We start from the raw sequence: 25,197 nt of genomic DNA on the forward strand, positions 1-25,197 counted from the left end.
ATGAAAAAGCCCGCTTAATAGCGGGCTTTTTTATGCATGAAACTCACGGAGACAACTGTCACCGCTACGTTTCGTGATTTATAGCGCTGTTTGTGAGCTGCTATGCAGCTTATTCAGTAGTTCAATCATCGGCTCGCTCGAAGAATATTCAGGCTTTGGGCAGACGTCAGCCCGTTTCCAATGAGGCAGAATATCGAGAATATCCGCAGGTAAAGAGTTATCGTCCTCTTTCTTAGCCACTAACGCCGTCGGCGCGAGCGCAGCGAGTAGCCTTACGTCAGTGATCGAACCACCTTCAGCAAATAGTTGACTCTGATTTGTCGCACGCAGCATCGTTTCAGCATCGCTGAATAACGGCGCACTCTCTGGTAACGAAAACTCTTTCCTTAATTGCGTCTCATCTGGCGCGGGTTTGATACGGTCAAAACAAGCAAACTGAAACTGCGGCTGATCAAGCACATCATCCGACAACATACTTAGCAGATAAGCGAACTTAGCAGAATCGCCGCTACTAACCGCTTTGTTTAGCGATTGGCCGAGCTGAAGCTCATTAACGATGATTGACGAATTGACCTGTTCGGACTGCACAATTCTTTTCCAGTATGAAACCTAACTTCATATCGGCTTCATTATTAGATTCTTTAACTGTTTCTCTTCCAGTTGTTGATCAACGCCACTCAACGCATTGACATCGCTATGCTATATTCCAGCGAAGGGACTAATCCGCAGCTGTAAAGGAAGTGAACTTGAGCCTGACCCACTCTCACGTGCTTGTAGTTGATGACCAACGTTCATTTCAGGTAATGCTTAAAGGCATGCTGAATAATATCGGCTTTAACAACATCGAAATGTGTGAAACCGGTGAGCAAGCCTGTAAGTACTGTGATGACCGCCCTTTTCAACTGCTCTTAGTCGACTATAACCTGGGCGTAAACAAAAAAAATGGTCGCCAACTTTTGGAAGAGCTACGCGGTAAAGGGCTGATTACAACAGAGGCTATCTTTATCATTGTGACGGGTGAAAATAGTCGAGCCATGGTTTTGGGGGCGTTAGAAAACCAACCTGACGACTACATAATGAAGCCATTTTCCCAACGTCAGCTAAGTTCACGTATCGAGAGAGCGCATCAAAAACGGCAAGCGATGCAAAGTGTATTGCAGCCGTTGAACGATAAAAACTACCCAGAAGCAATTGCAGCTTGTCATACGTTGATCGCCGCAGGCAGCAAATACAGCAACCATTGCAAAAATTTATTGGCTGAACTCTATTGCAAGGTGGGGCAGTATGAGAAATCAGAACAATTTCTAAAAGCACTGTTAGCCGAGCGAGATATCACGTGGGCAAAAGTAGCATTAGCCAAAGCGCACATGGGTCTGAAACGTTATGATGTCGCCATCCAAACACTGGAAGAGTTGCTAATCCAGCACCCATTACTATTAGATGCTCATGATCTTAAAGCACAATGCCAATATATGCTCGATCAACCAGAACAAGCGCTACAGTCTTTACAAGATGCAGCTGAGATATCTCCCCATTCGATTGAAAGGCAGCAACACATAGCTCGGTTATCCCGAGAAGTTGAACTCTCAGAGCTAACACAAAATACCTATCAAACAATCTATGAACTGAGTAAACGTTCATTACATCACAACGTCGAACACCTACTCAATTATGTACGGAGTACGTTTGAAGCAGCAGAGAGCGCAGAGGAAGCGACCCGGCGTCACAAGTACCAACATGAAGCCATGAATGCGCTATTCCGTGCTAGACACGATAATCTCTACGGGAATTTTGATTTTGCTACTTTTGAAGGGCTCTGCCAAGCCAAGCTTGAAGCTGCGAAAGGTGAATTAATCAAAGCAAAGAAAAGCTATTACAACGCTTTGAAAGGGCTTGTCGAGCAAGGGAAGGACAATCTACCCATAGAGTTTTCCGGTGAAGGGCTGATAACACTATGCCAGATTGGCGAGTTTGAAGAGATGCAACACCTCGCAGAGCGAATGCAAAAAAGTAGCAACTTAGGCACCTATGCTCGCGACGCACTGCAAAGCTATCAAGCGGACGACGCACAACATGAGAGGGTTGCACAATTCCGCCAATGTCACCAAGACGGCAGCAGATATTACGAGCAGGGCAACTACGACGCAGCCGTACGCGCATTTCGCACGGCGCTTAGTCTTGCGCCAACCAATACCGGTGCGGCACTAAATATGATCCAATCACTATTGCAACTTTGTAAAGCCGAGAAAAAGCCACACGAGCTGCTACGCGAATGCAAAGAGTTTTTCCGCTTGCTCGACGGCGTCTCCCTCCCCTCGCGCCACAAAATACGCTATCAAGACCTAAAGCAAAGCTACAACAAGCTTCAACAAAAATAGTAATTTTCTTTTTCAATTATCTATTTGACCGTTTACACTTCATCAAAATAGATAATTGAACTTTCCTATGCATCCAATAGTCAAAACCCTTTCGGCCAGCACTTTCGCTTTATCGACAGTATTCATTTTGAGCGCCTGCACAACTCAAAATGGTTGTGAAAACATTGAAGAAGTTCTTGCGCAAGAGAAAATGTGTAAAGACTTACAAAAACAGATAAGCAGCACATCAAGCCTACAGGTACGTGGCGCCCTAAAAGACCAGTATCAACAAGAGTGTGTCGATTTCCGCTATTATCGAGACAACTTCGAAGGTGGCAACATCTGCACATTAGAGGATAAAGAAGCTGTCGGCAAAGAAAGCGACTAAGCCTCCTAGCAACTCCTCTTCACCAATCTATAATTAGGTCAACGAGTTATCATTCTTTGACCTAATGCCTAGTATAACCAAACATAAATGCGGATTTGTTGGCGCGGGATCCCGCCAGTGTAGCCAAGAAGCGTTAGCTCACGGCTACTGCTTTTGGCACGATCCCAATAGCGACAAATCTGGCATAGATATAAAAACGCCACTCGAAAAATACGTGCGTAATGGTGAAGTATCCCAAGGACTTCAACTCAAACGCGCTAGGCTTGAACAACTTGATTTGGTTAACCGGGGCGCCAGCTCAGGGTTTGACCTGCGAGGAAGCGACCTATATCGCGCGTCACTGCGTGGTGCACATCTTTTTTCCATTGATTTATCCAACTCGTCACTGATGAAAGCTGATCTTAGCGGCGCCAACCTTCATTGTGCCAATCTGAAGCAATGCAATCTATTGGGCACAAAACTTAAAGGTACGCGATTAGACAACGTTAACATCGGCAAGCAGCTATTGCAGGAGAAAAGAGGACATAAGCTGTGGAAGGCTGGCCATAAGCAAGAAGCGTTTGATAATTTTCAGCAAGCCGAGGAGGTATACCGAGATCTACACAAGGCAGCTGATAGCCAAGGCCTATTTGAGATGGCTGGCTATTGCCTACACAAAGAGCTGACCATGCGCCGCTACCAGATGCCGAAGCCCTCCCTTAAGCGGGCGATATCTAAAGGAATAGATCTCTTTTGTGGTTACGGCGAGCGGCCATTTAATGTTGTCTTATTTGCCATGCTTTTTATTCTCGTTTGCGCCGTGGCTTACTTCCTGCTGGGGATCACACATCAAGGACAACTACTGATGTTCACGCCTGAAACGTTAGGTATGGAGGACGTTAACAGTGCGCTTGCCTGTCTCTACTTCAGTGTCGTCACATTCACGACATTAGGTTATGGTGACATAGCCCCTGTTGGACTATCGCGTTTCATTGCCGCTTTTGAAGCATTTACCGGCAGCTTTACTATTGCTCTTTTTGTTGTCGTGTTCGTAAAAAAGATGACTCGTTGAAGCGTGCTGGAAATCGCTGCTATTTGCCCCTAGACTGGTCATACCAGAAGAATACTAGTGGTACTTATGAATAATCTGCTCAATGACTTCCCGGTTGTAATTGAACAAGCAGTTGCTTGGGGTGAAATGGATGCACTGAATCACGTCAATAACAGTGTCTACTTCAAGTATTTCGAAAACGCCCGGATCGCCTACTTCGGCAAAATTAAAGTGATGCAACAAATGCAGACACTCGCGTTAGCCCCTGTACTGGCATCAACGCAATGTCGATTTAAAATGCCACTAACCTACCCGGACTCTATCTCAATAGGCGCACGGATCAGCGAACTCAATAACGACAGGTTCATGATGGAGTACCGAGTGGTCAGTCATAAAAATCAACGCACTGCCGCCGAGGGTACAGCACTTGTCGTTGCTTATAACACTAAAGCACAGCGTAAAGACAACCTCCCCTCATCAGTCGTCGAAGTGATTAGATCAGTCGAAAGAATTAACCTTGTAGACAACACGTCACTCTAATTTACTCAGGTAGTTAGAAAAGACATATAAGAAAGAGAACTCACCATGAACCCTAACAGCTTTCAGCCACCAAGACGCACCTTAATGGGCCCTGGCCCATCGGATATATCAGACCGAGTATTGAGCGCCCTGTCCCGTCCAACCATAGGCCATTTGGACCCTCTATTTATCGGCATGATGGATGAAGTTAAAGCGCTACTTCAATATGCGTTCCAAACAAAGAACGAGATGACCCTGGCCATTTCAGCACCGGGCTCTGCAGGTATGGAAGCTTGTTTTGTGAATCTTTTGCAACCTGGTGACAAAGTTATCGTTTGCCGCAACGGCGTATTCGGCAGCAGGATGGTTGAAAACGTCCAACGCTGCGGCGGCATCGCAGTGACAGTCGATGATCCATGGGGGCGTGCAATCACCCCTGAAAAGCTTGAAGAGGCATTGCTAAAGCACCCTGACAGCAAATTTGTTGCATTCGTTCATGCAGAAACGTCAACTGGGGCTAAATCAGATGCGAAAACGCTATGTGCTATCGCCAAAGCTCATAATTGCTTAACAATTGTTGATGCTGTTACATCGCTCGGCGGTATCGAATTAAAAGTCGACGAATGGGGTATCGACGCTATCTATTCAGGCAGTCAGAAGTGTCTTTCTTGCGTACCAGGCCTCTCCCCTGTCAGCTTCAGCCCTGCCGCGGTCGAACATATAAAGCAGCGCACCCACAAGGTTCAGAGCTGGTTTTTAGATCAGTCTCTGGTTATGGATTACTGGGCAGGTGAAGGAAAACGGTCGTACCATCATACTGCGCCCGTCAATGCGCTTTATGGGCTCCATGAGGCACTTGTACTATTGCATAACGAAGGGTTAGAAAAAGCGTGGGCCAGACACCAGCATATGCACCAACAATTGCACGAGGGGTTAGCGTTGCTCGACATCGATTTTATCGTTCCCAAGGAAGAGCGACTGCCACAACTCAATGCCGTGCATATCCCAAATAATGTCAACGATGCAGAGGTTAGAAATAGACTACTGGCGGAATACAACCTTGAGATTGGTGCTGGGCTCGGAGAATTAGCAGGAAAAGCATGGCGTATCGGATTAATGGGTTATGGTGCGCGGCGAGAAAACATCACATTACTACTTGGCGCGCTTAGAGAAATTCTATGACGCTACAGAAACAAACAAGCGCCTCTATGGCGCTTGTTATTAAACAATTATCGACGACGAGAAGGCCAAGGAAAACGCCAACTGTCCCAAAGGATCCCTTGAGGACCAGATTGGTTCGCGTACTGATAAAGGTACTGTGTTGTTAATACTTGTTCAGGTTCTAAATTCAATTTTTCACGGATCTTACTGCGCACCCGTTGGTAGCTGAGAGATAGCCTTTGACTGCGCGCCCATGCATTAAAATCACTTTCGGATAAGAAAATAGCATAAGCTTGTTCTGCTGCACGCTCGCCAAGTAAACCACAACGATCTAATCCAATATTTACTTCATCAATCGTATAGCTGTTTCTGTCACCATAACAAGCGCGAAGATATGGGGAAACAAGAGTGATAACTTTTATGAGTTGTTTCCGGGTCGAGAACAAACTAAAAAAGGACATAAATCAGTTATCTCCGTGACTGAGGAGGCCGCATCATACCAAAAACGTGACACAGTTCAAATATTTTGCGTTCTTAGTTTTGACCTATTCGCTTTTTAGAGTGCGGTGTTGCCATTTACCTGCAAGGGTTTAGCATGCAAGAAAAGCGCAGATAATAAGATGCGGCCGGAGACTCGATCTTAAATGGTAACAATAAAGCTACTTCCGAGTGACGTTAAGCAGCGAGCTTTGACCGAACGCTTTTTGCTATCAGCATCAGCCTACATACTTTGTGTATCACTCGCGTGGATGTCTTCCGCTTTTGGCTTGGCTGAAATTAACTCCTCCATTCTTATATGGTCTACGGCCATCATCTCCGCTTACATCATCACGCTGTTTGTAGTCTATCGTTCAGGTCTCAACACCTTGATCGAAGATTCCGTCTTAACCCGCTTACAAATGCTTGCAGCAATCGGCTGGAGTAGCTTTTTTATTAGCCAAACCCAAGAGTTACGCGGCGCATTCCTGATGGTGTATCTGTTTATTACCATGTTTAGTTTTTTCACCCTAAACAGAGCACAAACCATCATCATGTCGTTTTTTATCTCCGCCTCATACGGTTGGGTGATCCTATACGATTGGGTAACGCAAACACCAAATTTTAACCCTCATGCCAATTTGTTGCAGTGGACAATATTGACTGCCGTATTGATATGGCTTTGTGCCATCGCCGGGTATATGACTCACGTCAGAGATAAGGTTCGTCGCTCTTCGCTACAAATTAAACAGCAAAACAGTCAGATACAGGAAACCAACGAAGAGTTAGCCTTAGCCCTATCACGCGTAGAAGAGCTAGCGAGCACCGATGAACTAACCGGATTGGGTAATCGTAGGTATTTACGAAAGGAAGCTACCAAGCTGGCTTCGGAACAATACCAGGAGAACAAGGCATTCGCCGTTTGTTTGTTGGATGTCGACCATTTTAAGCGGATTAACGATACCTACGGCCATCAAAAGGGCGACGAGTTGTTACGAGAGATCGCTGAAGTCATGAGAAATCAGCTGTCAGAAGCGGCAACTCTCGCTCGTTTTGGGGGCGAAGAGTTTGTACTTCTGTTGCCGGAAGCAACAATGGAATCTACTAAAGCCGTTTGTGAAAAGCTACTTAAGCAGATAACGTCACACCATTTTGTCGCTATAAATGGCTCGCAAAAGATAAGCTTATCGATCGGAGCAACACTCTTTTGTAGTGGCGACAATATGGATAAAGCACTCCGCCGCGCAGACCAATCTATGTACCAAGCCAAGGCCAACGGTCGCAACCAGTGCGCATACGATTTCTCATTAGACGCAAGTATTGTAAATATATCCAATTAGTAAGTTAGAATTTTAATGCCCGTTGTCATTCATTTAGAAAGTAAGAGATAACATGAAAATCGTCAGTTTTAATATCAATGGCCTTAGAGCACGCCTTCATCAATTGGAAGCGCTAATAGACAAACATCAACCGGATGTCATTGGGCTACAAGAGACCAAAGTGCATGACGAAGTATTTCCATTAGCAGCTGTAGAAGCTCTCGGTTACCACGTAGAGTTTTATGGCCAGAAAGCCCATTACGGCGTCGCCATGTTAAGTAAACAAAAGCCTATTTCCGTCGAAAAAGGATTTCCTAATGACAGTGAAGATGCGCAAAAACGGATGATTAAAGCGACATTTGAACTCGAAGACGGTTCGCTACTGCATGTTATGAACGGCTACTTCCCCCAAGGCGAAAGTCGCGATCACCCAGTAAAGTTCCCATATAAAGAGAAGTTCTATCAAGATCTACAAACCTATTTAGAAGACACCCACACTCCCGATGACAAACTGATTGTCATGGGTGATATCAACATCTCCCCCACCGATTTAGACATAGGCATCGGGGATAACAATGCGAAGCGCTGGTTAAAAACGGGGAAATGCAGTTTCCTACCGGAAGAACGAGAATGGTTAGCAAAACTGCAAGGTTGGGGATTTACCGATACTTTTAGATACCTAAGCCCTGAAACCACAGAGAAATACAGCTGGTTTGACTATCGCTCCCGCGGTTTCGACGACAATAGAGGGCTACGTATCGACGTTATACTAGCGACAGCGCCGTTGGTTGATTGCCTAGTCGAATCTGATATCGATTATCAACTCAGGGGAATTGAAAAGCCGTCCGATCACGCGCCGATTTGGAGTTCATTCAAATTTTAACGGAACGATTAGCGACGATCGATGCAACACTTATAAGTTATCCAGCCCGTAACAAGACTGGATAACTACTCGGGAACATTTTTCATCATCTTGTAAGTAAAGCGATGAAGTTACATTTGCTTCAGTCTAACTATGGCCGAACAGGGAACCTCAGGTTAAGATAGTGGTCTTAATCAGCTGTAAAACAAGATTACAACCAAAGGTTGCGGCGGTGGCCTCAGCCAACAGGGAAATAAGGAAAAGCTATGAGCGTGGTTTCAACAGCGTCACAAGGCGTTATTCAGGAACAGAACAAAGTATTAAAAAATACCTTTTTCATGGTGGGATTACAGTTCGCTACTGCAGCCGCCGTAGGTGTAGCTGCCACCCTACTCGCTTTGCCACCTGTGCATTGGATCATCTTCCTGGCCGGGTTTTATGGCCTTTCATTCATGGTTGAGAAAAACCGTTACAACATGACCGGTTTCTTCTGCGCACTCGCTGCTGCAGGCTTGTTGGGATACGCCAGTGGTCCAATCATCAGTATGTATTTAGCAGTGAAGCCTGACGCCGTATTTATGGCGTTAGCGATGACCGGCCTATCTATGTTTGGTTTATCTCTCTACGCCACCACGACGAAGAAAGACCTTAACCTGCTCGGCGGCGCAATGAGTATCGCATTTTGGGTATTATTGGGCGGTGTCGTCTTAAATATCTTTATGGGTAGCAGCTTAATCAGCCTGATGATTTCCGGCGGTATCGCCATATTCTCTGGTCTAGCCATCATGATGACAATCCAAGCTATCATCCGCGGTGGTGAAACAAGCTATGTATCAGCCTCACTGACAATCTTTGTCGGTATCTACAACATATTCATGTTCTTCTTGCGTTTCTTTGGATCTGACGATTAAGCGAGAGAATGACTTAAATAAAAGCCCGGCCAAATGGCCGGGCTTTTTGCTATTGAAGGCGATGTTCTAATTCAGATTAACGACGGCATCACCATCTAAAGACTCAAGCTTTGCCGCTATAGTGTTCGGTTCGACATCCTGCGGCAATCTGAGCTTCATTTGTGCGGTAAATATATTAGAGCCCAGCTCCACCACACCTACGCGGTGGCTTTCCATATGTTCAACCTTCACTCCCTCTTCGGTCAGTAAATGAGTAATTTCACTCACCAATCCAGGGCGATCACTGGAGTCGTAACTCACATTGACCGTAGCGCCAACTTCAGCGTCCTTAATCGGGCTGAAAAGCACATTAAACCCTTCAAGTGCAGCAAACTCCCCTTTCATCTGCGTTTCATTCTCTGCAGGGATATCTATTTTAATTAATCCCGCAAACTGTCCGCCTAGATGATTAGTTTTGCTATCTAACCAGCGCCCCCCCAAACTATGCGTCTTCTCCGCCATGAGTTTCAACATACCCTGATGCTCAGGACCAACAATGCTAACCATGAACTGCACACTCATGAGATTACCCTCCGTTTAGGGGTTGATGTGTAGCGCACCTAAACCTAATAAAATAGCAGAGCCTACATACGCAACAGGAAAAATACTTACGTCATAAGTGTAACACTTGATCGAACATTTCACTGGTTAGCTACGGCTTAAAATCAAACAGTTAGTTTCTGAATCTGCGTACGATCATGAATAGTTACAGTTTGCGGCACTAAATATAAAAAAAGCCGCTTATCACAGATAAGCGGCTTCGAAACTATTGTATATTAACTAGTTACAGCTATAGCAATGCTGGTATACCAAACTTACCTTCCAGCATACCAACAGCCAACATCGCTGCGGCACAAACAATCAATACCACGGTAGGAATGACAAGACGATCCAACTTGCTCAGTCTCTTCGGACGCTCTTTATCACCAATCAAGCCGTTATTATCAAGCAGCATGGTCAGTGCCCAAGCTAAAACTGGATTAGTAACCATCGCAGCAAAAATACAGATCCCAGCGGACTGAGAGTCTTTCGCATCTTTAATCATCTGCATGCCAGCTTCCAACAGAGGCAAGGCAACACCAACTAACAAAGCGATACGCATCACTGGTGGCCAAACTGCAGCATCCATCGGGTAGCCCACGATAGCAATAACCATAACCAGAGCACCAAGAAGAATCGCACCGCCAGGGATTGGGCGCTTAGCAATTGCAGCAGGGATCATATAAGTACCCCAACTAGACGTGATATTACCGCCACCAACCGCTGTACCGACCATTTGACGAACTGAACACATGGTCATGGTGTCATCTACATCCATCAATACTTTTTCGGTCTTCTTCGGATAGTTCAGTTCTTGGAAAATACGATGCCCAAGGAAGTCTGGTGACCACATAGCAACGGCCAAGATAGCGAACGGCAATGATGCAATAAAGTGCTGCATATTGGGCAAGCCCAACATCCACCCCTCTTCAGTAGAACCCCACCAATACACAGGGTTGAGGTTGGGTAAACCAGGTTGCGTAGTGAAGTTAAGGTCAAAACTGGCGCCTGATAGCATCGCTACGACAAAACCAGTGACAGCACACAACGGAATAGCGAGCCAGCGCTTACCTAATTTAGCGAGAACCGCATAAACAACGACAGTAATAGCCAAAACAATTAAGGCAATATATCCCATATCACCAGCAGCAACGCCTTCAGCTTCATTACTCAAGCCATTCGCCCAAGCAATCAGAGAATCTATTTGGCTGATGGAGCCAGTAAAGCCGAGGAACACCAACAAGCCACCGGCGACACCTTCACTGGTTAAATTAACTAATCGGGAGCCCCCCTTTACCGCACTCAAAATCAAGCCGAATACGCCAATTAAGATAGCCAGTGCTAATGGATGTGCACCGGCCATAGCAATCATAAAGATCATTGGGATCATGGGGCCATGATTACCCGCTAAGTTTGCTCTGGGATTGATGAAACCCGACGCCAGAATACAAAACAAGAAAGCAGGGATAATCATCTCTACACGTGCCACTTCAATGGCAAACTCAACCCCAAGGTCAATATGTTCCCATTTATCAGAGAGACCCGCGGCCCAAGCCATCATCACTGCTGAATACATTGCAATAATGCCGATAGTACCAGCGATCGCAGGTACTAAATCTTCCAGTTCAAATCGGAAGTCACGTCCAGGTAAATTCAGACCATAGCGTCGAGGCTTCATGATCTGAAGTTCATGGTCTAAATAGTCGGCACGAGTATCAAACTCCCGACTAGGGCGATGCAGTTCGCGATAGCTGCGCTCTTCTGTGGTGTCAGCGTTAGCCGGATTCACCGGATCAATATCTTGGTGGTTACCCATAGCGACGTTGGCTTCCTCTAAATGATTAAAAACAAAACAGTGTCAGTGCTCGATGGACGAATCTAAATAAGATAGCCGAATGGCCAGAAATAGCAGTGTCGCCAGCAAGCATACAGATCATGGGAAGGAGTGTAGTTTTTTTTCAACTTTTTTAGTTGATGTTGATCATAATTAGATAACTGTCTGTAACAAATAAATAAGCAGAATCAACCTTCTGAATTAGCGCTGCAATGTGGCTAGAAGCCGGCGCCCTGACAGGCTTAAACCCTATAAACACTGGGGTTTTAGATGATTCCCTACCTGACCAGTAATCAGCAAAACAAGTACAAACAGATAACATATTAATTTAATGTTATATTTTCAATTGGTTAACAAACACCCTGACAATTTCTGTAATAAAATTACAAAAAATAAAAATAACTGATCCAGATCAATTATTACGGTCTACCTACTGGTAAGATGACAGCGTGAATTTTGGTTTATCCACCCATTTCTTTGATACTGAAGTAAGTGGTATGTAATTGCCTTACAACGTATGAAATATGCATTTCATCGGTGACGAAACGACATTGCACCAATGGTTACAATGTGTCGCCTAGAGCGCAAAAAAATCATATAAACTGAGGCAAACAAGCTATCCTTTTAGCAGGTGCGCAAGCCCGAGCAGACATTGGCACCAGCTTCAAATGTAGTCTTAATTTATGTCACGTGTGACAAGGGGAAACGTAATGCCAGAGTCAAAATCAGTTAACGCCTGGGACGGTTTTACAGCAGGTGATTGGCAAACAGAAGTTAACGTTCGCGACTTCATCCAAAAGAACTACACGCCATATGAAGGTGATGAGAGCTTCCTTGCCGGTGCCACCGAAGCCACAACTCAGTTGTGGAATACCGTCATGGAAGGTATCAAGCAAGAAAACACAACCCACGCACCTGTCGATTTCGATACCGACAACCCAGCGACCATTACTTCTCACGACGCCGGGTATATCCATAAAGACTTAGAAACCATCGTTGGTTTGCAGACTGATAAGCCGCTGAAGCGTGCGATCATCTGTAACGGTGGTATTCGCATGGTTGAGACATCTTGCAAAGTCTACGGCCGCGAACTCGACCCTATGGTCAACAAAGTTTTCAGTGAATATCGTAAAACCCACAACCAGGGTGTATTCGATGTTTACACAGCAGATATCCGTAACTGTCGTAAATCAGGTGTTATCACCGGCTTACCTGACGCCTATGGTCGTGGCCGTATTATTGGTGACTACCGTCGCGTTGCCCTCTATGGCATCGACGCGCTGATGAAAGACAAGGTTAAGCAACATATCAGCCTTGAAGAAGATATGTACTCTGCGCCAGACGGCGCAAACCTTGAAAAATCGATTCGTCTGCGCGAAGAGATTAGCGAACAACATCGTGCTTTAGGCCAGATGAAAGAGATGGCCGCTAAGTACGGTTGTGATATCAGCAAGCCTGCACAAACAGCACAGGAAGCGATCCAATGGACATACTTCGGCTACCTCGCCGCAGTTAAGAGCCAAAACGGCGCCGCAATGAGCTTAGGCCGAGTCTCTACGTTCCTCGATATCTACATTGAACGTGACATCGCGGCTGGTAAGCTTACTGAAGAACAAGCTCAGGAAATGATTGACCATTTCGTAATGAAACTGCGTATGGTTCGTTTCCTTCGTACCCCTGAGTACGACGATCTGTTCTCTGGTGATCCTATCTGGGCAACGGAATCAATTGGTGGTATGGGCCTTGACGGTCGTCCCTTGGTTGCTAAAACCAGCTTCCGCTTCTTAAATACGCTATACACCATGGGCCCAAGCCCAGAGCCAAACACCACTGTACTTTGGTCAGAGCAATTACCAGAAAACTTTAAAAAGTACTGTGCAAAAGTATCTATCGACACCTCATCTATTCAGTACGAAAACGATGACTTGATGCGTACAGACTTTGATTATGATGACTATGCGATCGCATGCTGTGTAAGCCCAATGCGTATCGGTAAAGATATGCAGTTCTTTGGTGCCCGAGCCAACTTGGCCAAAACCTTACTGTACGCAATCAACGGTGGTATGGACGAGAAACTGAAGATCCAGATTGGTCCTAAAGAAGCACCAATTACAGATGAGTTCCTCGACTACGACGTTGTGATGGAGCGCCTGGATCACTTCATGGATTGGTTGGCCAAGCAATATGTTGGTGCGTTGAACTGCATCCACTACATGCACGACAAGTACAGTTATGAAGCCGCACTGATGGCACTGCATGATCGTGACGTTCGTCGTACAATGGCATGTGGTATCGCAGGCCTTTCGATCACAGCTGATTCCCTTGCTGCAATCAAGTACGCAAAAGTTAAGCCTGTACGTGACGAAGATGGTATCGCCACAGATTTCGAAACTGTTGGTGATTTCCCTAAATTTGGTAACAACGACACTCGTGTAGACGAAATTGCTTGTGATTTGGTCGAGCGCTTCATGAAGAAAATTCAGAAGTTGTCCACTTATCGCGATGCTGTACCTACTCAGTCAGTTCTCACCATTACTTCTAACGTTGTTTATGGTAAGAAAACGGGTAACACGCCAGATGGCCGCGCTGCCGGTGCTCCTTTTGCTCCGGGTGCTAACCCAATGCATGGTCGCGACGAAAAAGGTGCCGTGGCATCACTGACATCAGTTGCTAAACTGCCATTTGCTTATGCAAAAGATGGTATCAGCTACACTTTCTCTATCGTGCCTAACGCGTTGGGTAAAGATGATGACACCCGTAAGCAGAACTTAGCAGGTTTGATGGATGGTTACTTCCACCATGAATCAGCTATCGAAGGTGGTCAGCACCTGAACGTTAATGTCATGAACCGCGAAATGTTACTTGATGCGATGGAAAACCCTGAGAAGTATCCTCAGTTAACTATCCGTGTCTCTGGTTATGCAGTACGTTTCAACTCTCTGACCAAAGAGCAGCAGCAAGACGTTATTACCCGGACATTCACCGCAACGCTGTAAGTTGCTAGAAATTAGGGTATAAAAGTAAGGCCTTGCGTATTCGGTACTCAAGGCCTTTTTTTATGGAGATATCATGGCAGCAATAAAAGGTAGAGTTCACTCCACTGAATCCTGCGGCACCGTGGACGGCCCTGGCATTCGTTACATCGTATTTATGCAAGGCTGTTTGATGCGCTGTAAGTATTGCCATAACCGCGATACATGGGATCTAGACGGTGGACGAGAAGTCACCGTTGAAGAGTTGATGTCAGAGATGCAGAGTTATCGTCACTTTATGAATGCCAGTGGTGGTGGCGTAACGGCATCGGGAGGCGAGGCAATTTTACAGGCAGCCTTCGTTAAAGAGCTATTCAAAGCCTGCCAAGCCGAGGGGATCCACACCTGTCTCGACACCAATGGCTTCGTTCGTGTCTATAACGACGATATTCATGAGCTAATCGACGTCTCTGATTTGGTTATGTTGGACATTAAGCAGATTGATGATGCCAAGCATATTGACCTAACAAAAGTGAGCAACAAAAGAACACTGCAATTTGCTCAATACTTGGCAGACAAGAACCAACCTGTTTGGCTACGTTATGTGGTCGTCGGTGGTTATACAGACGATATTGAGTCAGCACATGCCCTTGGTAATTTTATCAAGGAGATGAAAAATATTGAAAAAGTAGAACTACTTCCCTATCACGAGTTGGGCAAACACAAGTGGGAAGCCATGGGTGAAAAATATGACCTTGACGGTGTCAAACCACCAAGTAAAGAAACAATGGAAGCAATAAAAGATGTGATCGCTAGCTATGGCCATCACGTGATGTATTAGTTATTACTGATATTACTTAGCCTTGCGAATTAAAAGATCTCGGCGGTAGGAGTTAGTTACTGCCGCCCCCTTTCACAGCAGGCTCGATCTCCTTTTTATCATCATAATGGTCAACTCTATTTAGAGAGCGATTATGGCGCGCTCTCGTCGGTATAACGTCGATATCAGGCCAACACAGTTTTATTCATGTTCATGGCACTATGAATGAAGGAGCAATAAGCTTTATAACCGCCTGTAAGACAGTCAAATAAAACTCGTTGAATGGAACACGATTCTGAACTGAAACGTGTGATGGCCTTGGCTAGAAAATACGCTGCAGCCTTGAAGATTCTAACTGCTTGAACGCCTGGTTTAGCAAAGCGCCCATATCCAAAAACTGCGGTTGTGATTTTACTGGAGATATCTGACATCCTTCAGCATTCATCCGAGCGTGGATATCTCGATACCATCCACTTAATGAGGGCGGTAAAGGTTGAGTAGCGCGATGCCCAAGCCAGAGTAAGCCTTGAAACGGAATCGACATAAGCAGTAGGCTCACAGCAATCATCTGAGCAAAAAACAAACCATCAACCAACAGATATTGCAAAGCAGGTAACATCACCGCAAAGCCGGGCAGCCAACGAGTCGCCCAGCGAGTAAACTGTATTACCCGAATCTCAGGGAAATGACGATACAGTTCAGGTCGGATAGGCCAAATGTTCATGTAGCGTTGCCCTTGCTGCAGTAACTCTGTTAGTTGCGACACCACGTACCCCTGCTTAAAACTTGATTCACATCTATGAGTGTACCTCATGTGACAACATTTTCGCCAAAACTATCCCATAACCCAGGTCCGGCGTTGCCGATTGATCATATAGTGCTAAAAATTGACCTAAGTTAAGGCGAGCACAGGGATTTTTTGTAATTTTATTACATTAGATATATATTTGCTCGCGCCTACACTCCATCATCAGCAGAGCGCACCGAACAATGCTTTTTGTTCTATTCTTATGTGACTTTAACTGATGAACGGGTGTTTCATCCCCCAAACAACTTGACTCAGGCTAAACGACTATTATGAGTGCCAACTTAGTTCTTGTTCTTAATTGCGGTAGTTCGTCTCTCAAGTTCGCCATTATTGATGCAGATAACGGCGACGAAATTCTTTCCGGCTTAGCCGAATGCCTCCACCTTCCCGAATCTCGCATTAAGTGGAAACTCAAAGGTGAGAAGGATGAAGCAAAATTAGGTGCTGGCTCAGCCCACAGAGAAGCGCTTGATTTCATAGTTGCATTAATTAATAAGCAACCTGGTCTAGCTGAATCGCTCGTAGCAATCGGTCATCGCGTGGTTCATGGCGGCGAACGTTTCACCAGTTCAATCGTTATTGATGACACTGTTATAGAGGGAATCGAAGCCTGTGCCACACTTGCTCCTCTGCACAACCCGGCGCACCTAATCGGTATTCGTGCAGCTCAAGCTGCGTTTCCTGCGCTTAAGCAAGTAGCCGTATTCGATACTGCATTCCATCAAACCATGCCTGAGCAGGCTTACCTTTACGCCCTACCCTATAAAATGTACCGTCAACACAGTATTCGACGTTACGGCATGCATGGCACCAGCCATTATTTCGTCAGCCAAGAAGCCGCTAAGATGCTTGGCAAACCGATAGCTGAAACGAATGTTATTGTTGCTCACCTAGGTAATGGTGGTTCTGTTTGTGCGGTAAAAGGTGGCAAAAGTGTAGACACCAGCATGGGTTTGACACCTCTTGAAGGGCTTGTCATGGGTACCCGTTCAGGCGATATTGATCCGGCTATCATTTTCCATTTGGTTGACAACGTTGGCTACACCCTCACAGAAGTAAACAACATGCTGCACAAGCAAAGCGGTTTGTTAGGATTAACCGAAGTCACCAGCGACTGTCGTTATGTTGAAGATGGCCTTGAGAGCGGCAAGCCGGAAGCGATCCGTGCTCATGAGGTATTTATTTATCGATTAGCTAAATACATCGCCAGTTATGCAGCTGCGCTGCCTAGCATTGATGCTGTCGTATTTACTGGTGGTATCGGCGAAAACGCAGCAGCGATCAGAAAAGATACCTTAGAGCTGCTACCTGTGTTTGGCTTTGAAGTTGATGACGACGCAAACATGAATTGCCGCTTTGGCAAAGCAGGTGAAATCACCTCTGCTGAGAGTCGTGTTAAAGCATTGGTTATTCCAACCAACGAAGAGCTTGTCATCGCCAGAGATAGTGTTCGTTTGGCTAAGTAGTACTAAGCGGCCCGAGTCATTTACTCGGGCTTATCTTACTCAAGTACAAAAGGAAGTTCATAGTGTCACGCACTATAATGCTTATTCCCATCGGTGGCGGCGTCGGTCTCACAACCATCAGCTTAGGTATGGTTCGCGCATTAGAACGCCAAGGTGCCCGTGTCGGTTTTTACAAGCCAGTTGCACAGCTCAGGCTTGGTGATAAAGGCCCTGAACGTTCAACCGCGATTATTAATAATGCGACCAGCCTGACACCAGCTGAGCCATTGCGCATGCACTACGCAGAATCATTGATCAGTAGTGACCAACGCGATGTCTTACTCGAAGAGGTCGTCGCCCGCTATCAACAGTTCTGCGGCAATGACGATACCGTGGTGGTCGAAGGTTTAGTGCCCACTCGCCGCTCACCCTGGGCAAATCGCGCAAATATCGATATCGCCAAAGCGCTGGACGCAGAAGTTGTATTCGTTGCGACCCCAGGAGTTGATGATGCAGGGCAGCTGCGAGAGCGCGTAGAAATCGCCCACAACAATATGGGCGGAGACAAGAACACCCAACTATTGGGAGTTATCGTCAACAAGGTCGGCGCACCAGTGGACGATCAAGGACGTACCCGCCCTGACCTTAGTGAAATATTTGAAGGTAGCGAAGCCCATAGTAATGCATCCGTCGATGCTATTATCAAAGCGTTTAAGCATTCCAAAGTTTCACTATTAGGCTGTATTCCATGGACATACGATCTAATTGCACCACGAGTTAAAGACCTCGCTGACCACCTGAACGCCGAAGTCATTAACGAAGGGGAATTAGCCGGTCGCCGCCTGCGTAGCGTGACATTTTGTGCCCGCAGCGTGCCCAATATGATCAGCCACTTTAAACCTGGTAGCTTGCTCGTGACATCAGCGGATCGCCCAGATGTCATCGTCTCAGCTTGCCTAGCTGCAATGAATGGCGTCGAGATTGGTGCATTATTGCTCACTGGCGGCTTCCAGCCTGATGCAAGCTTAATGGAGCTGTGTAAACCCGCGATGGTTGGTGGACTGCCTGTTATCTTGGTGGATACCAACACGTGGCAAACATCACTCAACCTGCAAGCATTTAATCTTGAAGTGCCAACTGACGACCCCCAACGGATCGAACAGGTGCAGGATTACACAGCCAGCCACATTGACGAAGGCTGGATCCACCAGATAGTGGCAGGTACAGATCGTAAGCGGAAACTCTCACCTCCGGCATTCCGTTATAAGCTGACAGAGTTAGCGCGCCAGGCGAATAAACGGATCGTGCTGCCAGAAGGCACAGAGCCACGAACCATTAAAGCAGCAGCTATGTGCGCAGAACGCGGTATCGCACGTTGCGTCCTCTTGGGTAATCCCGATGAAGTCGCTCGTATCGCTAGTCAACAAGGGGTAACCCTTGGTGAAGGCGTAGAGATTATCGACCCGCTCGCAGTACGTGAAAAATACATCGCACCGATGGTTGAAATGCGCAAGCATAAAGGGCTGACCGAAGTCGTTGCCGATGAGCAACTCGAAGATGAAGTCGTGCTAGGCACGATGATGCTAGCGCAAAATGAAGTCGACGGCTTGGTTTCTGGTGCTGTTCACACCACAGCACACACCATCAGGCCACCACTGCAACTTATCAAAACGGCGCCAGGTTGCAGTTTGGTATCATCGATCTTCTTTATGTTGTTACCTGACCAAGTTCTGGTTTACGGCGATTGCGCGATTAACCCAGATCCTACTGCAGAACAATTGGCTGATATCGCTATCCAATCTGCAGACTCAGCAACAGCATTTGGCATTGAACCCAAAGTTGCCATGATCAGCTACAGCACGGGTACTAGCGGCACAGGTACAGATGTAGACAAGGTTCGCTTGGCAACCGAAATTGCCAAACAGAAGCGTCCAGAACTGATTATTGATGGCCCACTGCAGTACGATGCTGCTGTCATGGAAAATGTAGCGAAGAAGAAAGCGCCTAACAGCCCAGTGGCTGGTCAAGCGACTGTCTTCATCTTTCCAGATCTGAATACTGGCAACACAACCTATAAAGCCGTTCAACGTTCAGCAGACTTAATCAGTATTGGCCCCATGCTGCAAGGCATGCGCAAGCCCGTTAATGATTTATCTCGCGGTGCGTTAGTGGAAGATATTGTCTATACAATCGCTTTAACAGCGATCCAATCCAGACAGTTGGATAACGTAAGCTAAAGTCGCCAATTCAGACCATAAAAGTAAAAAAAAAGGAGCTTAGCTCCTTTTTTTTTACTTGACATTTATTCGCGGGGATATTGAGAATTTGATTGTTCACTCTTCGATCAATAATTTTTATTGCATAAAAACAACAAGATAACGCCAACCACTTAATTCATCAACAAAGTTATCCACAAAATCTGTGGATAGTAATACACACCATAAAACGTCTAACTAAGAAATTTGGTTAGTTGCAACTGTTTTCTTAATAGAGATTACATAAAAGTAAGACTATTAGGAGCCATTAAGCGCAAAACCTTTAATAACAATGTTGTTGTAACTGACTACACCTAATACCCGCCCTTCATCGATCACCGGAGCACGATGGATCCCAAAGCTATCGAACAAGCGAGCACAATACCTGACATCCATGCCTGAGCTAACAGACACTACAGGCTTAGCCATGATCTCATACAGATTGACCCTCGCAGGCGATTTGTCTTTCGCAATAACCTGCTTTGCAATATCGGAAAGCAGTACCATGCCAAATTCGTCATGTTCATCTCGTTTATCAATAATTAGTGCTTCAAGCCCCTTATCACCGATTAACTGCAGCGCTGCTTCGACCGTGATCAAGCCATCCACTAATTCAAATTTGTCGACCATTACTTGTTTCACCGGTACTCGCCGAATAGTCATAGTGTTTCCTCCACCTGTTTCTTAAGTGCAGCAACCTGATGGGCAACGCCAACGGCATCTTCTACGTCTAACTGGATTGCGATCCCTGCCCCTTTAGTTGCGTCAAATCGTCCTAGTTCAGAGATCTTTTCTAATACTTTTCTGGAAAGATGCTCTTCAACGAGAAAGAGTAAAACATCGCGCTGGGTTTCAAGATCAAGCCCAAAAAATGTCTTATGCTTGCTTAACCCTTCGCCTCTCGCATTATTTATCACCGTCGCGCCCGTCGCCCCCGCGACCCTTGCAGCTTCCATGATAGATTCAGTTAACCCGTCTTCGACAAAAGCAATGATCAGTTTGAAATGCATGTTAATTTTGCTCCTGTTTTTTTGGCGAACCTTTGCGGTGTTCCTGCCATTCAGAAAGCTGCGCATACGCCATTACAGTAATAATGGGAAATAGGCTGGCAAAAGCGATCAGACCAAAGCCATCGACCAACGGATTACGTCCTGGTACTGTTTCAGCCAATCCCAACCCTAACGCGGCCACTAGCGGTACAGTTACGGTTGAAGTAGTGACGCCACCGGAATCGTAAGCCAATGGAATAATCAACTTAGGCGCCACGAAGGTCTGGATCACTACCACGACGTACCCTGCCAAAATATAGAAGTGCAGAGGGTCGCCCACCACAATGCGGTAACTTCCCAAGCTAATGCCGATAGCCACCCCTAACGCAACGGCAACCCTTAACCCCCAAACACCAATCGCGCCGCCAGAAACCTCGTGGGCTTTAATCGCCACCGCGATTAAGCTAGGCTCGGCAATTGTCGTGCTAAAGCCAATTGCCGCAGCGAAGATATAGATCCAGTAGTAATCCTTCCAATCAACGTGAAGGTCTAACTCGTGGGCGTGAGTGTAGATAAACTCTGGACGCGTTAACTGCTTTGCCATTAACTCGCCAAGCGGAAATAGCGCTTTTTCTAACCCAACCAAAAACAAGCTTAAGCCAATAATCACGTAGACAAAGCCGAGCATCACACGCTTAGTTCGTGGGATGGGCCGTCGTAACAGCACCAATTGAAAAACCAAGATGATGGTAATGATAGGCAACACATCAAGCATCGTATTAGCCGTGCTATAGAGTAGTTCTAGTAACAAGCCACTCATATCAACATCCCGTATATCATGACAAATATCATCGGTGTCAGCGACGCGAACGCAATCAAACCAAAACCATCCAGCATGGGATTACGCCCTTTAATCACACTGGATAGCCCGACACCTAATGCGGTCACCAAAGGGACAGTAATCGTTGATGTGGTGACGCCGCCAGAGTCATAGGCGATCCCAATAATCTCTCTCGGCGCAAAAACCGTCGTGATCAGCACCAAGATATAACCACCGGTGATCATCAAATGGATCGGCCACCCCCTAAGGATCCGCAATACACCTATCACAATCGCGACGCCTACAGACAAAGCAACCGTGAGCCTAAGGCCATCGGCATAAGACTCCATCGCTTCCTCGGTGCGAGCAATCATGTCACCTTCAGCCGCAACCTCCGCCGCTTCATCGGCCACGGCAATCAGGGCGGGTTCAGCAACGGTGGTACCAAAACCTAAACAAAACGCGAATGCTAAGAGCAACCAGACATTACCCTTCTGCGCAAAGGCATGGGCGAGATTTTCCCCCAGGGGGAAAAGACCAATTTCCAAGCCACGAATAAAGAACGCCAGTCCAGCCACAACTAGCAGCAAACCTATAAGAATTTCGGAGAAATTAGGTAACGGTTGTTGCAGCACAACCAATTGGAAAAAAGCGACAACGATGACAATTGGAAGCAGATCGCGAACCCGCCCCATCAAGGAAGAAAGTAGATTACTTAGCAGTTCCTTCAAAAGCCACCTAGAGAATCAGATAAACTTGTTGAATTAATAATGGGTTAGTTATCTGCTTAACGAAATACGATTATTCAGTTATGTGATGCATAGCGTAATCATTGGTATGTTTTGACCTATGAAAATGATTTATGCACTATAGACTGTGAAAAAAATTAAATGTGATGAAAATGAAAGCACGTCGTATTAACGCTCTTATCTCTTTGCTGTGTGCCTTTTTACTGCTAACTGGCTGTGAAGAGAAAGTCAGTACGCCTGAACAGGCGGCTATTGATTTCTTTGCTGCTATCTACATTCGCGCTGACGTAAACGAGGCTACCAAATACTGCATGCCGGAGTTGGCCGAGCTGTTAGTTCATTATCGCTCAGCACATTCCGTCAAACGCCATGTGGTTGGGCTGTCAATGAATGACGTTGAACTAACACTTAGCGACACGGATGCCGATTTTTTCCGTAAAGTAGCTACCCAAGCACAAGTAACCGTGCACTTTAAAGGAAAAATAGACGGTGGTGTTCGAGAGGATGAGCGCACGGTTATTGTTGTTAAGAAAGGTCTTGAATGGTACGTAGAATCAATCAAGCCAGATATATTCATGACCAATGGCTAACGTAATCAACGCTAGCCATTGCTGACTCAGGCACTATTCTGCCAACGCTAACCCTTCCCGCCGCGGGTCCGCCGCTGCGTCAATAAAGGTGTCACCTACCTCAATAGCATGGATACCACTATTAAGATCAATCAGTCTCACTCTATGTCCTCTCACCTCTAATGCTTTTTTTAGTAGAGCAATTTCAGTACCCTTTTCCAGCGCAGTGTAATCGTTTCTGTTAGTGACGCGAGGGAAGTCAATCGCTTGCTGTAAAGCCATGTCCCAATCGATACGCGCCAATAGGCTCCAGGCAACGTAGTCAATAATCCGACTTCCGCCCGGTGAGCCGATAACCAACCAGAGGCGGCCATCCGGTCTAAACACCATCGTCGGTGCCATTGAGCTTCTTGGCCTTTTACCTGGTTCAATACGATTAGCCACCGGCAATGCGCCACGTGTAGGTTGCAGCGAAAAGTCGGTTAACTGGTTATTAAGTAAAAAGCCTGCGACCATCAGTGAAGAGCCAAAACCCATTTCAATACTCGTCGTCATCGATACTGCATTACCACGCTTATCAACGATAGAAAGGTGACTAGTGCTCTCAAATTCGGGACTTGCATCCAAAGCTCTCAGGTAGTCGACCGGCTGCCCGGCTTCAACCACCCCGTCATCGCGGCCTGTAATTAGGCCTTGGCGCAATTCGATATACCTATCATCCAGCATCTCTGAAACCGGTACCGCAACGAAATCGCTATCAGCCATATAAATATTGCGATCTGCAAATGCTAACTTAGATGCTTGGGTAAACAGATGAACAGCATCTGCAGAAGTCGGCTTTAGGGCCTGTAAATCGCTTCCTTCTAACAGTTTAAGTAACTGTAGAACCGCCACGCCACCGGAGCTCGGTGGTGCCATGCCGCAAACTTTATAGCCTCGATACAGACCACAGATAGGTGTTCGTTCCAGCGCGGTATAATGATTTAAATCCTTTTCGCTCAGTAATCCAGGGTTAACCTTGGCATTGTTAACCACATAGGCGATGCGGCGAGCCAGCTCACCTTGGTAAAATGCTTTCGGCCCAAACTCGGCAATCGCCGTCAACGTATCTGCCAGTGGCTGATTAACCAATAAGCTACCCTCAGCTATCGGTTTACCATCAGGGAAAAAATAGGCCTTGTTCGATTCAAACAATCCCATGCCAGGATTAATATTGGCAGCCACCAACTTAGCCAATCTGGGAGAGACAATGAAGCCCTCTTTTGCGAGCTTGATTGCGGGCTCGAACAACACTTTCCATGGCAACACGCCATGCTTGTCATGAGCCATTTTCAACATGGCGACCACACCAGGGACACCAACCGAGCGCCCGCCCACCAAGGCATCTTTCCACGCCATTGGCTTACCATCTGGCAGTAGAAACATATCGGGCGTCGCTGCTTGCGGGGCGCTTTCCCGACCATCGAGGCTGGTCAACGCACCTTCTTTAGCATCGTAGTGCAGCATGAATGCGCCACCACCAATGCCGGATGATTGCGGCTCAACCAGGGTCAATACCATCTGCGCCGCAATAGCTGCATCCACGGCACTGCCGCCCGCTTTTAGCATAGCCATCGCAGCTTCACTGGCGTGCTTATTCGCCGTGGCAACCGCAATGCTACTGCCGCGCGCTGTTGTTTTCGCACTTAATCCTAACGCTTTTTCCGGCTCTAGCTGCTCCTGTGACTCCAGCGGGGTGGCCAATAATCCCAACGGAAAAAGAAGCACGACCAACAGCCACCAGCGATTTATCCCACCCACGTTATCTCTCCCTATGATGCACAGCGCCTGAACAGTTAAGACTAAAAAATACTACAATCACTCAGTTTAACAGACTCACTTCTCAGATCCGTGGCGCTTTCAACATGTTAGAAATAAATAGATACTATTTTGTTAATAAACACTTTAATTTTCACTAACTTGCTGGCATTCAAGGCTTGTATGCTGTTATAAAGATCAATAACAGTTGGATTGGCTAGATGGGCAAAATTAAACCCACGCCCCCTAAGTAAGGAGTTAACAAATGAGTGGCAATATGATGATTGTTGTTTTAGTGGCGATTGTGTTCGCTTACTTGGCCTTAACACAGTTCAGCGCCAGAGGCCGCCGTCATAATGCATTAAAGCAGCGGGTGGATATGCTTGAGACCGAACTGGCAATCTATAAGCAATATGTGAATAAAGAAACACTTGAAGCAATAAACCAGCGCCTACAAGTCGTTGAAAAAATTGTCACTGACGAAAGCTATGATTTAAAGAAAGAGATAAACGATCTTTGATAGCTAACAGGAGAGC

At 46.3% G+C, this 25,197-nt stretch carries 24 protein-coding genes; 14 read left to right on the forward strand and 10 right to left on the reverse strand.

Annotated features, from left to right (window positions below; translation table 11 throughout):
* Positions 1-78 precede the first annotated feature (78 nt).
* The gene (locus DU002_RS02370) at positions 79-588 is read right to left on the reverse strand and encodes a VC2046/SO_2500 family protein (RefSeq protein ID WP_158537940.1); all 510 of its coding nucleotides are present in this window, start codon (positions 586-588) and stop codon (positions 79-81) included.
* 158 nt (positions 589-746) lie between these two features.
* Here DU002_RS02370 and DU002_RS02375 point away from each other — a divergent pair, with 158 nt between their 5' ends.
* The 5 genes from DU002_RS02375 (at position 747) to DU002_RS02395 (ending at position 5,476) form a co-directional block, all read left to right on the forward strand.
* Positions 747-2,378 carry a response regulator gene (locus DU002_RS02375; protein ID WP_114336736.1) on the forward strand — a complete coding sequence of 544 codons (1,632 nt, stop codon included), beginning with the start codon at positions 747-749 and terminating at the stop codon, positions 2,376-2,378.
* A gap of 67 nt (positions 2,379-2,445) precedes the next feature.
* On the forward strand, positions 2,446-2,745 hold the full coding sequence (locus DU002_RS02380) for a hypothetical protein (protein WP_114336737.1): 300 nt from the start codon (positions 2,446-2,448) through the stop codon (positions 2,743-2,745).
* Positions 2,746-2,809: 64 nt separating this feature from the next.
* Positions 2,810-3,796, forward strand: coding sequence for a pentapeptide repeat-containing protein (locus DU002_RS02385; RefSeq protein ID WP_114336738.1), 987 nt, complete (start codon positions 2,810-2,812; stop codon positions 3,794-3,796).
* A gap of 66 nt (positions 3,797-3,862) precedes the next feature.
* A complete protein-coding gene (locus tag DU002_RS02390; protein ID WP_114336739.1) occupies positions 3,863-4,315 on the forward strand; it encodes an acyl-CoA thioesterase in 453 nt (150 codons plus the stop codon).
* A gap of 45 nt (positions 4,316-4,360) precedes the next feature.
* On the forward strand, positions 4,361-5,476 hold the full coding sequence (locus DU002_RS02395) for a pyridoxal-phosphate-dependent aminotransferase family protein (RefSeq protein WP_114336740.1): 1,116 nt from the start codon (positions 4,361-4,363) through the stop codon (positions 5,474-5,476).
* 47 nt (positions 5,477-5,523) lie between these two features.
* Here the strand turns inward: DU002_RS02395 and DU002_RS02400 are convergent, their stop codons facing one another.
* Positions 5,524-5,916: a DUF6559 family protein gene (locus tag DU002_RS02400; RefSeq protein WP_114336741.1), complete on the reverse strand. Its 393-nt coding sequence runs from the start codon at positions 5,914-5,916 to the stop codon at positions 5,524-5,526.
* Positions 5,917-6,099: 183 nt separating this feature from the next.
* Between DU002_RS02400 and DU002_RS02405 the strand changes: the two genes are divergently transcribed.
* The 3 genes from DU002_RS02405 to DU002_RS02415 all read left to right on the forward strand — a co-directional run bounded on the left by DU002_RS02405 (position 6,100) and on the right by DU002_RS02415 (position 9,024).
* Positions 6,100-7,272 (forward strand): GGDEF domain-containing protein, encoded by a 1,173-nt coding sequence (locus DU002_RS02405; protein WP_114336742.1) that lies wholly within the window; start codon positions 6,100-6,102, stop codon positions 7,270-7,272.
* Between the two features lie 52 nt (positions 7,273-7,324).
* Entirely contained in the window at positions 7,325-8,134 is an 810-nt protein-coding gene (gene xthA / locus DU002_RS02410; RefSeq protein ID WP_114336743.1) for an exodeoxyribonuclease III, read from the forward strand.
* A 245-nt stretch (positions 8,135-8,379) separates the two neighbouring features.
* Entirely contained in the window at positions 8,380-9,024 is a 645-nt protein-coding gene (locus DU002_RS02415; protein WP_114336744.1) for a Bax inhibitor-1 family protein, read from the forward strand.
* Positions 9,025-9,090: 66 nt separating this feature from the next.
* Here the strand turns inward: DU002_RS02415 and DU002_RS02420 are convergent, their stop codons facing one another.
* Positions 9,091-9,585 carry a glycine cleavage system protein R gene (locus tag DU002_RS02420; protein WP_114336745.1) on the reverse strand — a complete coding sequence of 165 codons (495 nt, stop codon included), beginning with the start codon at positions 9,583-9,585 and terminating at the stop codon, positions 9,091-9,093.
* Positions 9,586-9,853: 268 nt separating this feature from the next.
* Entirely contained in the window at positions 9,854-11,419 is a 1,566-nt protein-coding gene (locus DU002_RS02425) for a DUF3360 family protein (RefSeq protein ID WP_114336746.1), read from the reverse strand.
* Positions 11,420-12,147: 728 nt separating this feature from the next.
* Between DU002_RS02425 and pflB the strand changes: the two genes are divergently transcribed.
* Together pflB and pflA are read left to right on the forward strand one after the other, a co-directional pair.
* Positions 12,148-14,433, forward strand: a complete 2,286-nt coding sequence (pflB, locus tag DU002_RS02430; protein WP_114336747.1) for a formate C-acetyltransferase — start codon at positions 12,148-12,150, stop codon at positions 14,431-14,433.
* 73 nt (positions 14,434-14,506) lie between these two features.
* Positions 14,507-15,250, forward strand: coding sequence for a pyruvate formate lyase 1-activating protein (gene pflA, locus DU002_RS02435; RefSeq protein WP_114336748.1), 744 nt, complete (start codon positions 14,507-14,509; stop codon positions 15,248-15,250).
* A gap of 301 nt (positions 15,251-15,551) precedes the next feature.
* On the opposite strand, the gene yfbV is transcribed toward pflA, so the two are convergent.
* Positions 15,552-15,995: a terminus macrodomain insulation protein YfbV gene (gene yfbV, locus DU002_RS02440; RefSeq protein ID WP_158537941.1), complete on the reverse strand. Its 444-nt coding sequence runs from the start codon at positions 15,993-15,995 to the stop codon at positions 15,552-15,554.
* A 311-nt stretch (positions 15,996-16,306) separates the two neighbouring features.
* On the opposite strand from yfbV, the gene DU002_RS02445 reads away from it, so the two are divergent.
* Both DU002_RS02445 and pta read left to right on the forward strand, forming a co-directional pair.
* On the forward strand, positions 16,307-17,503 hold the full coding sequence (locus tag DU002_RS02445) for an acetate kinase (protein WP_114336750.1): 1,197 nt from the start codon (positions 16,307-16,309) through the stop codon (positions 17,501-17,503).
* 62 nt (positions 17,504-17,565) lie between these two features.
* The gene (pta, locus tag DU002_RS02450) at positions 17,566-19,719 is read left to right on the forward strand and encodes a phosphate acetyltransferase (RefSeq protein WP_114336751.1); all 2,154 of its coding nucleotides are present in this window, start codon (positions 17,566-17,568) and stop codon (positions 19,717-19,719) included.
* 276 nt (positions 19,720-19,995) lie between these two features.
* Here the strand turns inward: pta and DU002_RS02455 are convergent, their stop codons facing one another.
* The 4 genes from DU002_RS02455 to DU002_RS02470 are packed head-to-tail and all read right to left on the reverse strand — an operon-like array spanning position 19,996 to position 22,241.
* Positions 19,996-20,400, reverse strand: coding sequence for a CBS domain-containing protein (locus DU002_RS02455; RefSeq protein ID WP_114336752.1), 405 nt, complete (start codon positions 20,398-20,400; stop codon positions 19,996-19,998).
* Entirely contained in the window at positions 20,397-20,747 is a 351-nt protein-coding gene (locus DU002_RS02460) for a P-II family nitrogen regulator (RefSeq protein ID WP_114336753.1), read from the reverse strand. Before DU002_RS02460 ends, DU002_RS02455 begins: the two co-directional genes overlap by 4 nt.
* A gap of 1 nt (position 20,748) precedes the next feature.
* Entirely contained in the window at positions 20,749-21,546 is a 798-nt protein-coding gene (locus DU002_RS02465; protein WP_114336754.1) for a DUF1538 domain-containing protein, read from the reverse strand.
* Positions 21,543-22,241 carry a DUF1538 domain-containing protein gene (locus DU002_RS02470; protein WP_114336755.1) on the reverse strand — a complete coding sequence of 233 codons (699 nt, stop codon included), beginning with the start codon at positions 22,239-22,241 and terminating at the stop codon, positions 21,543-21,545. The genes DU002_RS02465 and DU002_RS02470 overlap by 4 nt, the downstream gene beginning before the upstream one ends.
* Before the next feature lie 206 nt (positions 22,242-22,447).
* Between DU002_RS02470 and DU002_RS02475 the strand changes: the two genes are divergently transcribed.
* Entirely contained in the window at positions 22,448-22,885 is a 438-nt protein-coding gene (locus DU002_RS02475; RefSeq protein WP_114336756.1) for a hypothetical protein, read from the forward strand.
* 33 nt (positions 22,886-22,918) lie between these two features.
* Here DU002_RS02475 and ggt read toward each other — a convergent pair whose 3' ends face one another.
* Positions 22,919-24,664, reverse strand: a complete 1,746-nt coding sequence (ggt, locus tag DU002_RS02480; protein WP_233496370.1) for a gamma-glutamyltransferase — start codon at positions 24,662-24,664, stop codon at positions 22,919-22,921.
* A 262-nt stretch (positions 24,665-24,926) separates the two neighbouring features.
* Here ggt and DU002_RS02485 point away from each other — a divergent pair, with 262 nt between their 5' ends.
* Positions 24,927-25,181 (forward strand): hypothetical protein, encoded by a 255-nt coding sequence (locus DU002_RS02485; RefSeq protein ID WP_114336757.1) that lies wholly within the window; start codon positions 24,927-24,929, stop codon positions 25,179-25,181.
* The last annotated feature ends 16 nt before the right edge of the window (positions 25,182-25,197 follow it).

The organism is Corallincola holothuriorum, from assembly GCF_003336225.1.
In the GTDB taxonomy this organism is placed as follows: Bacteria; Pseudomonadota; Gammaproteobacteria; order Enterobacterales; family Neiellaceae; genus Corallincola; species Corallincola holothuriorum.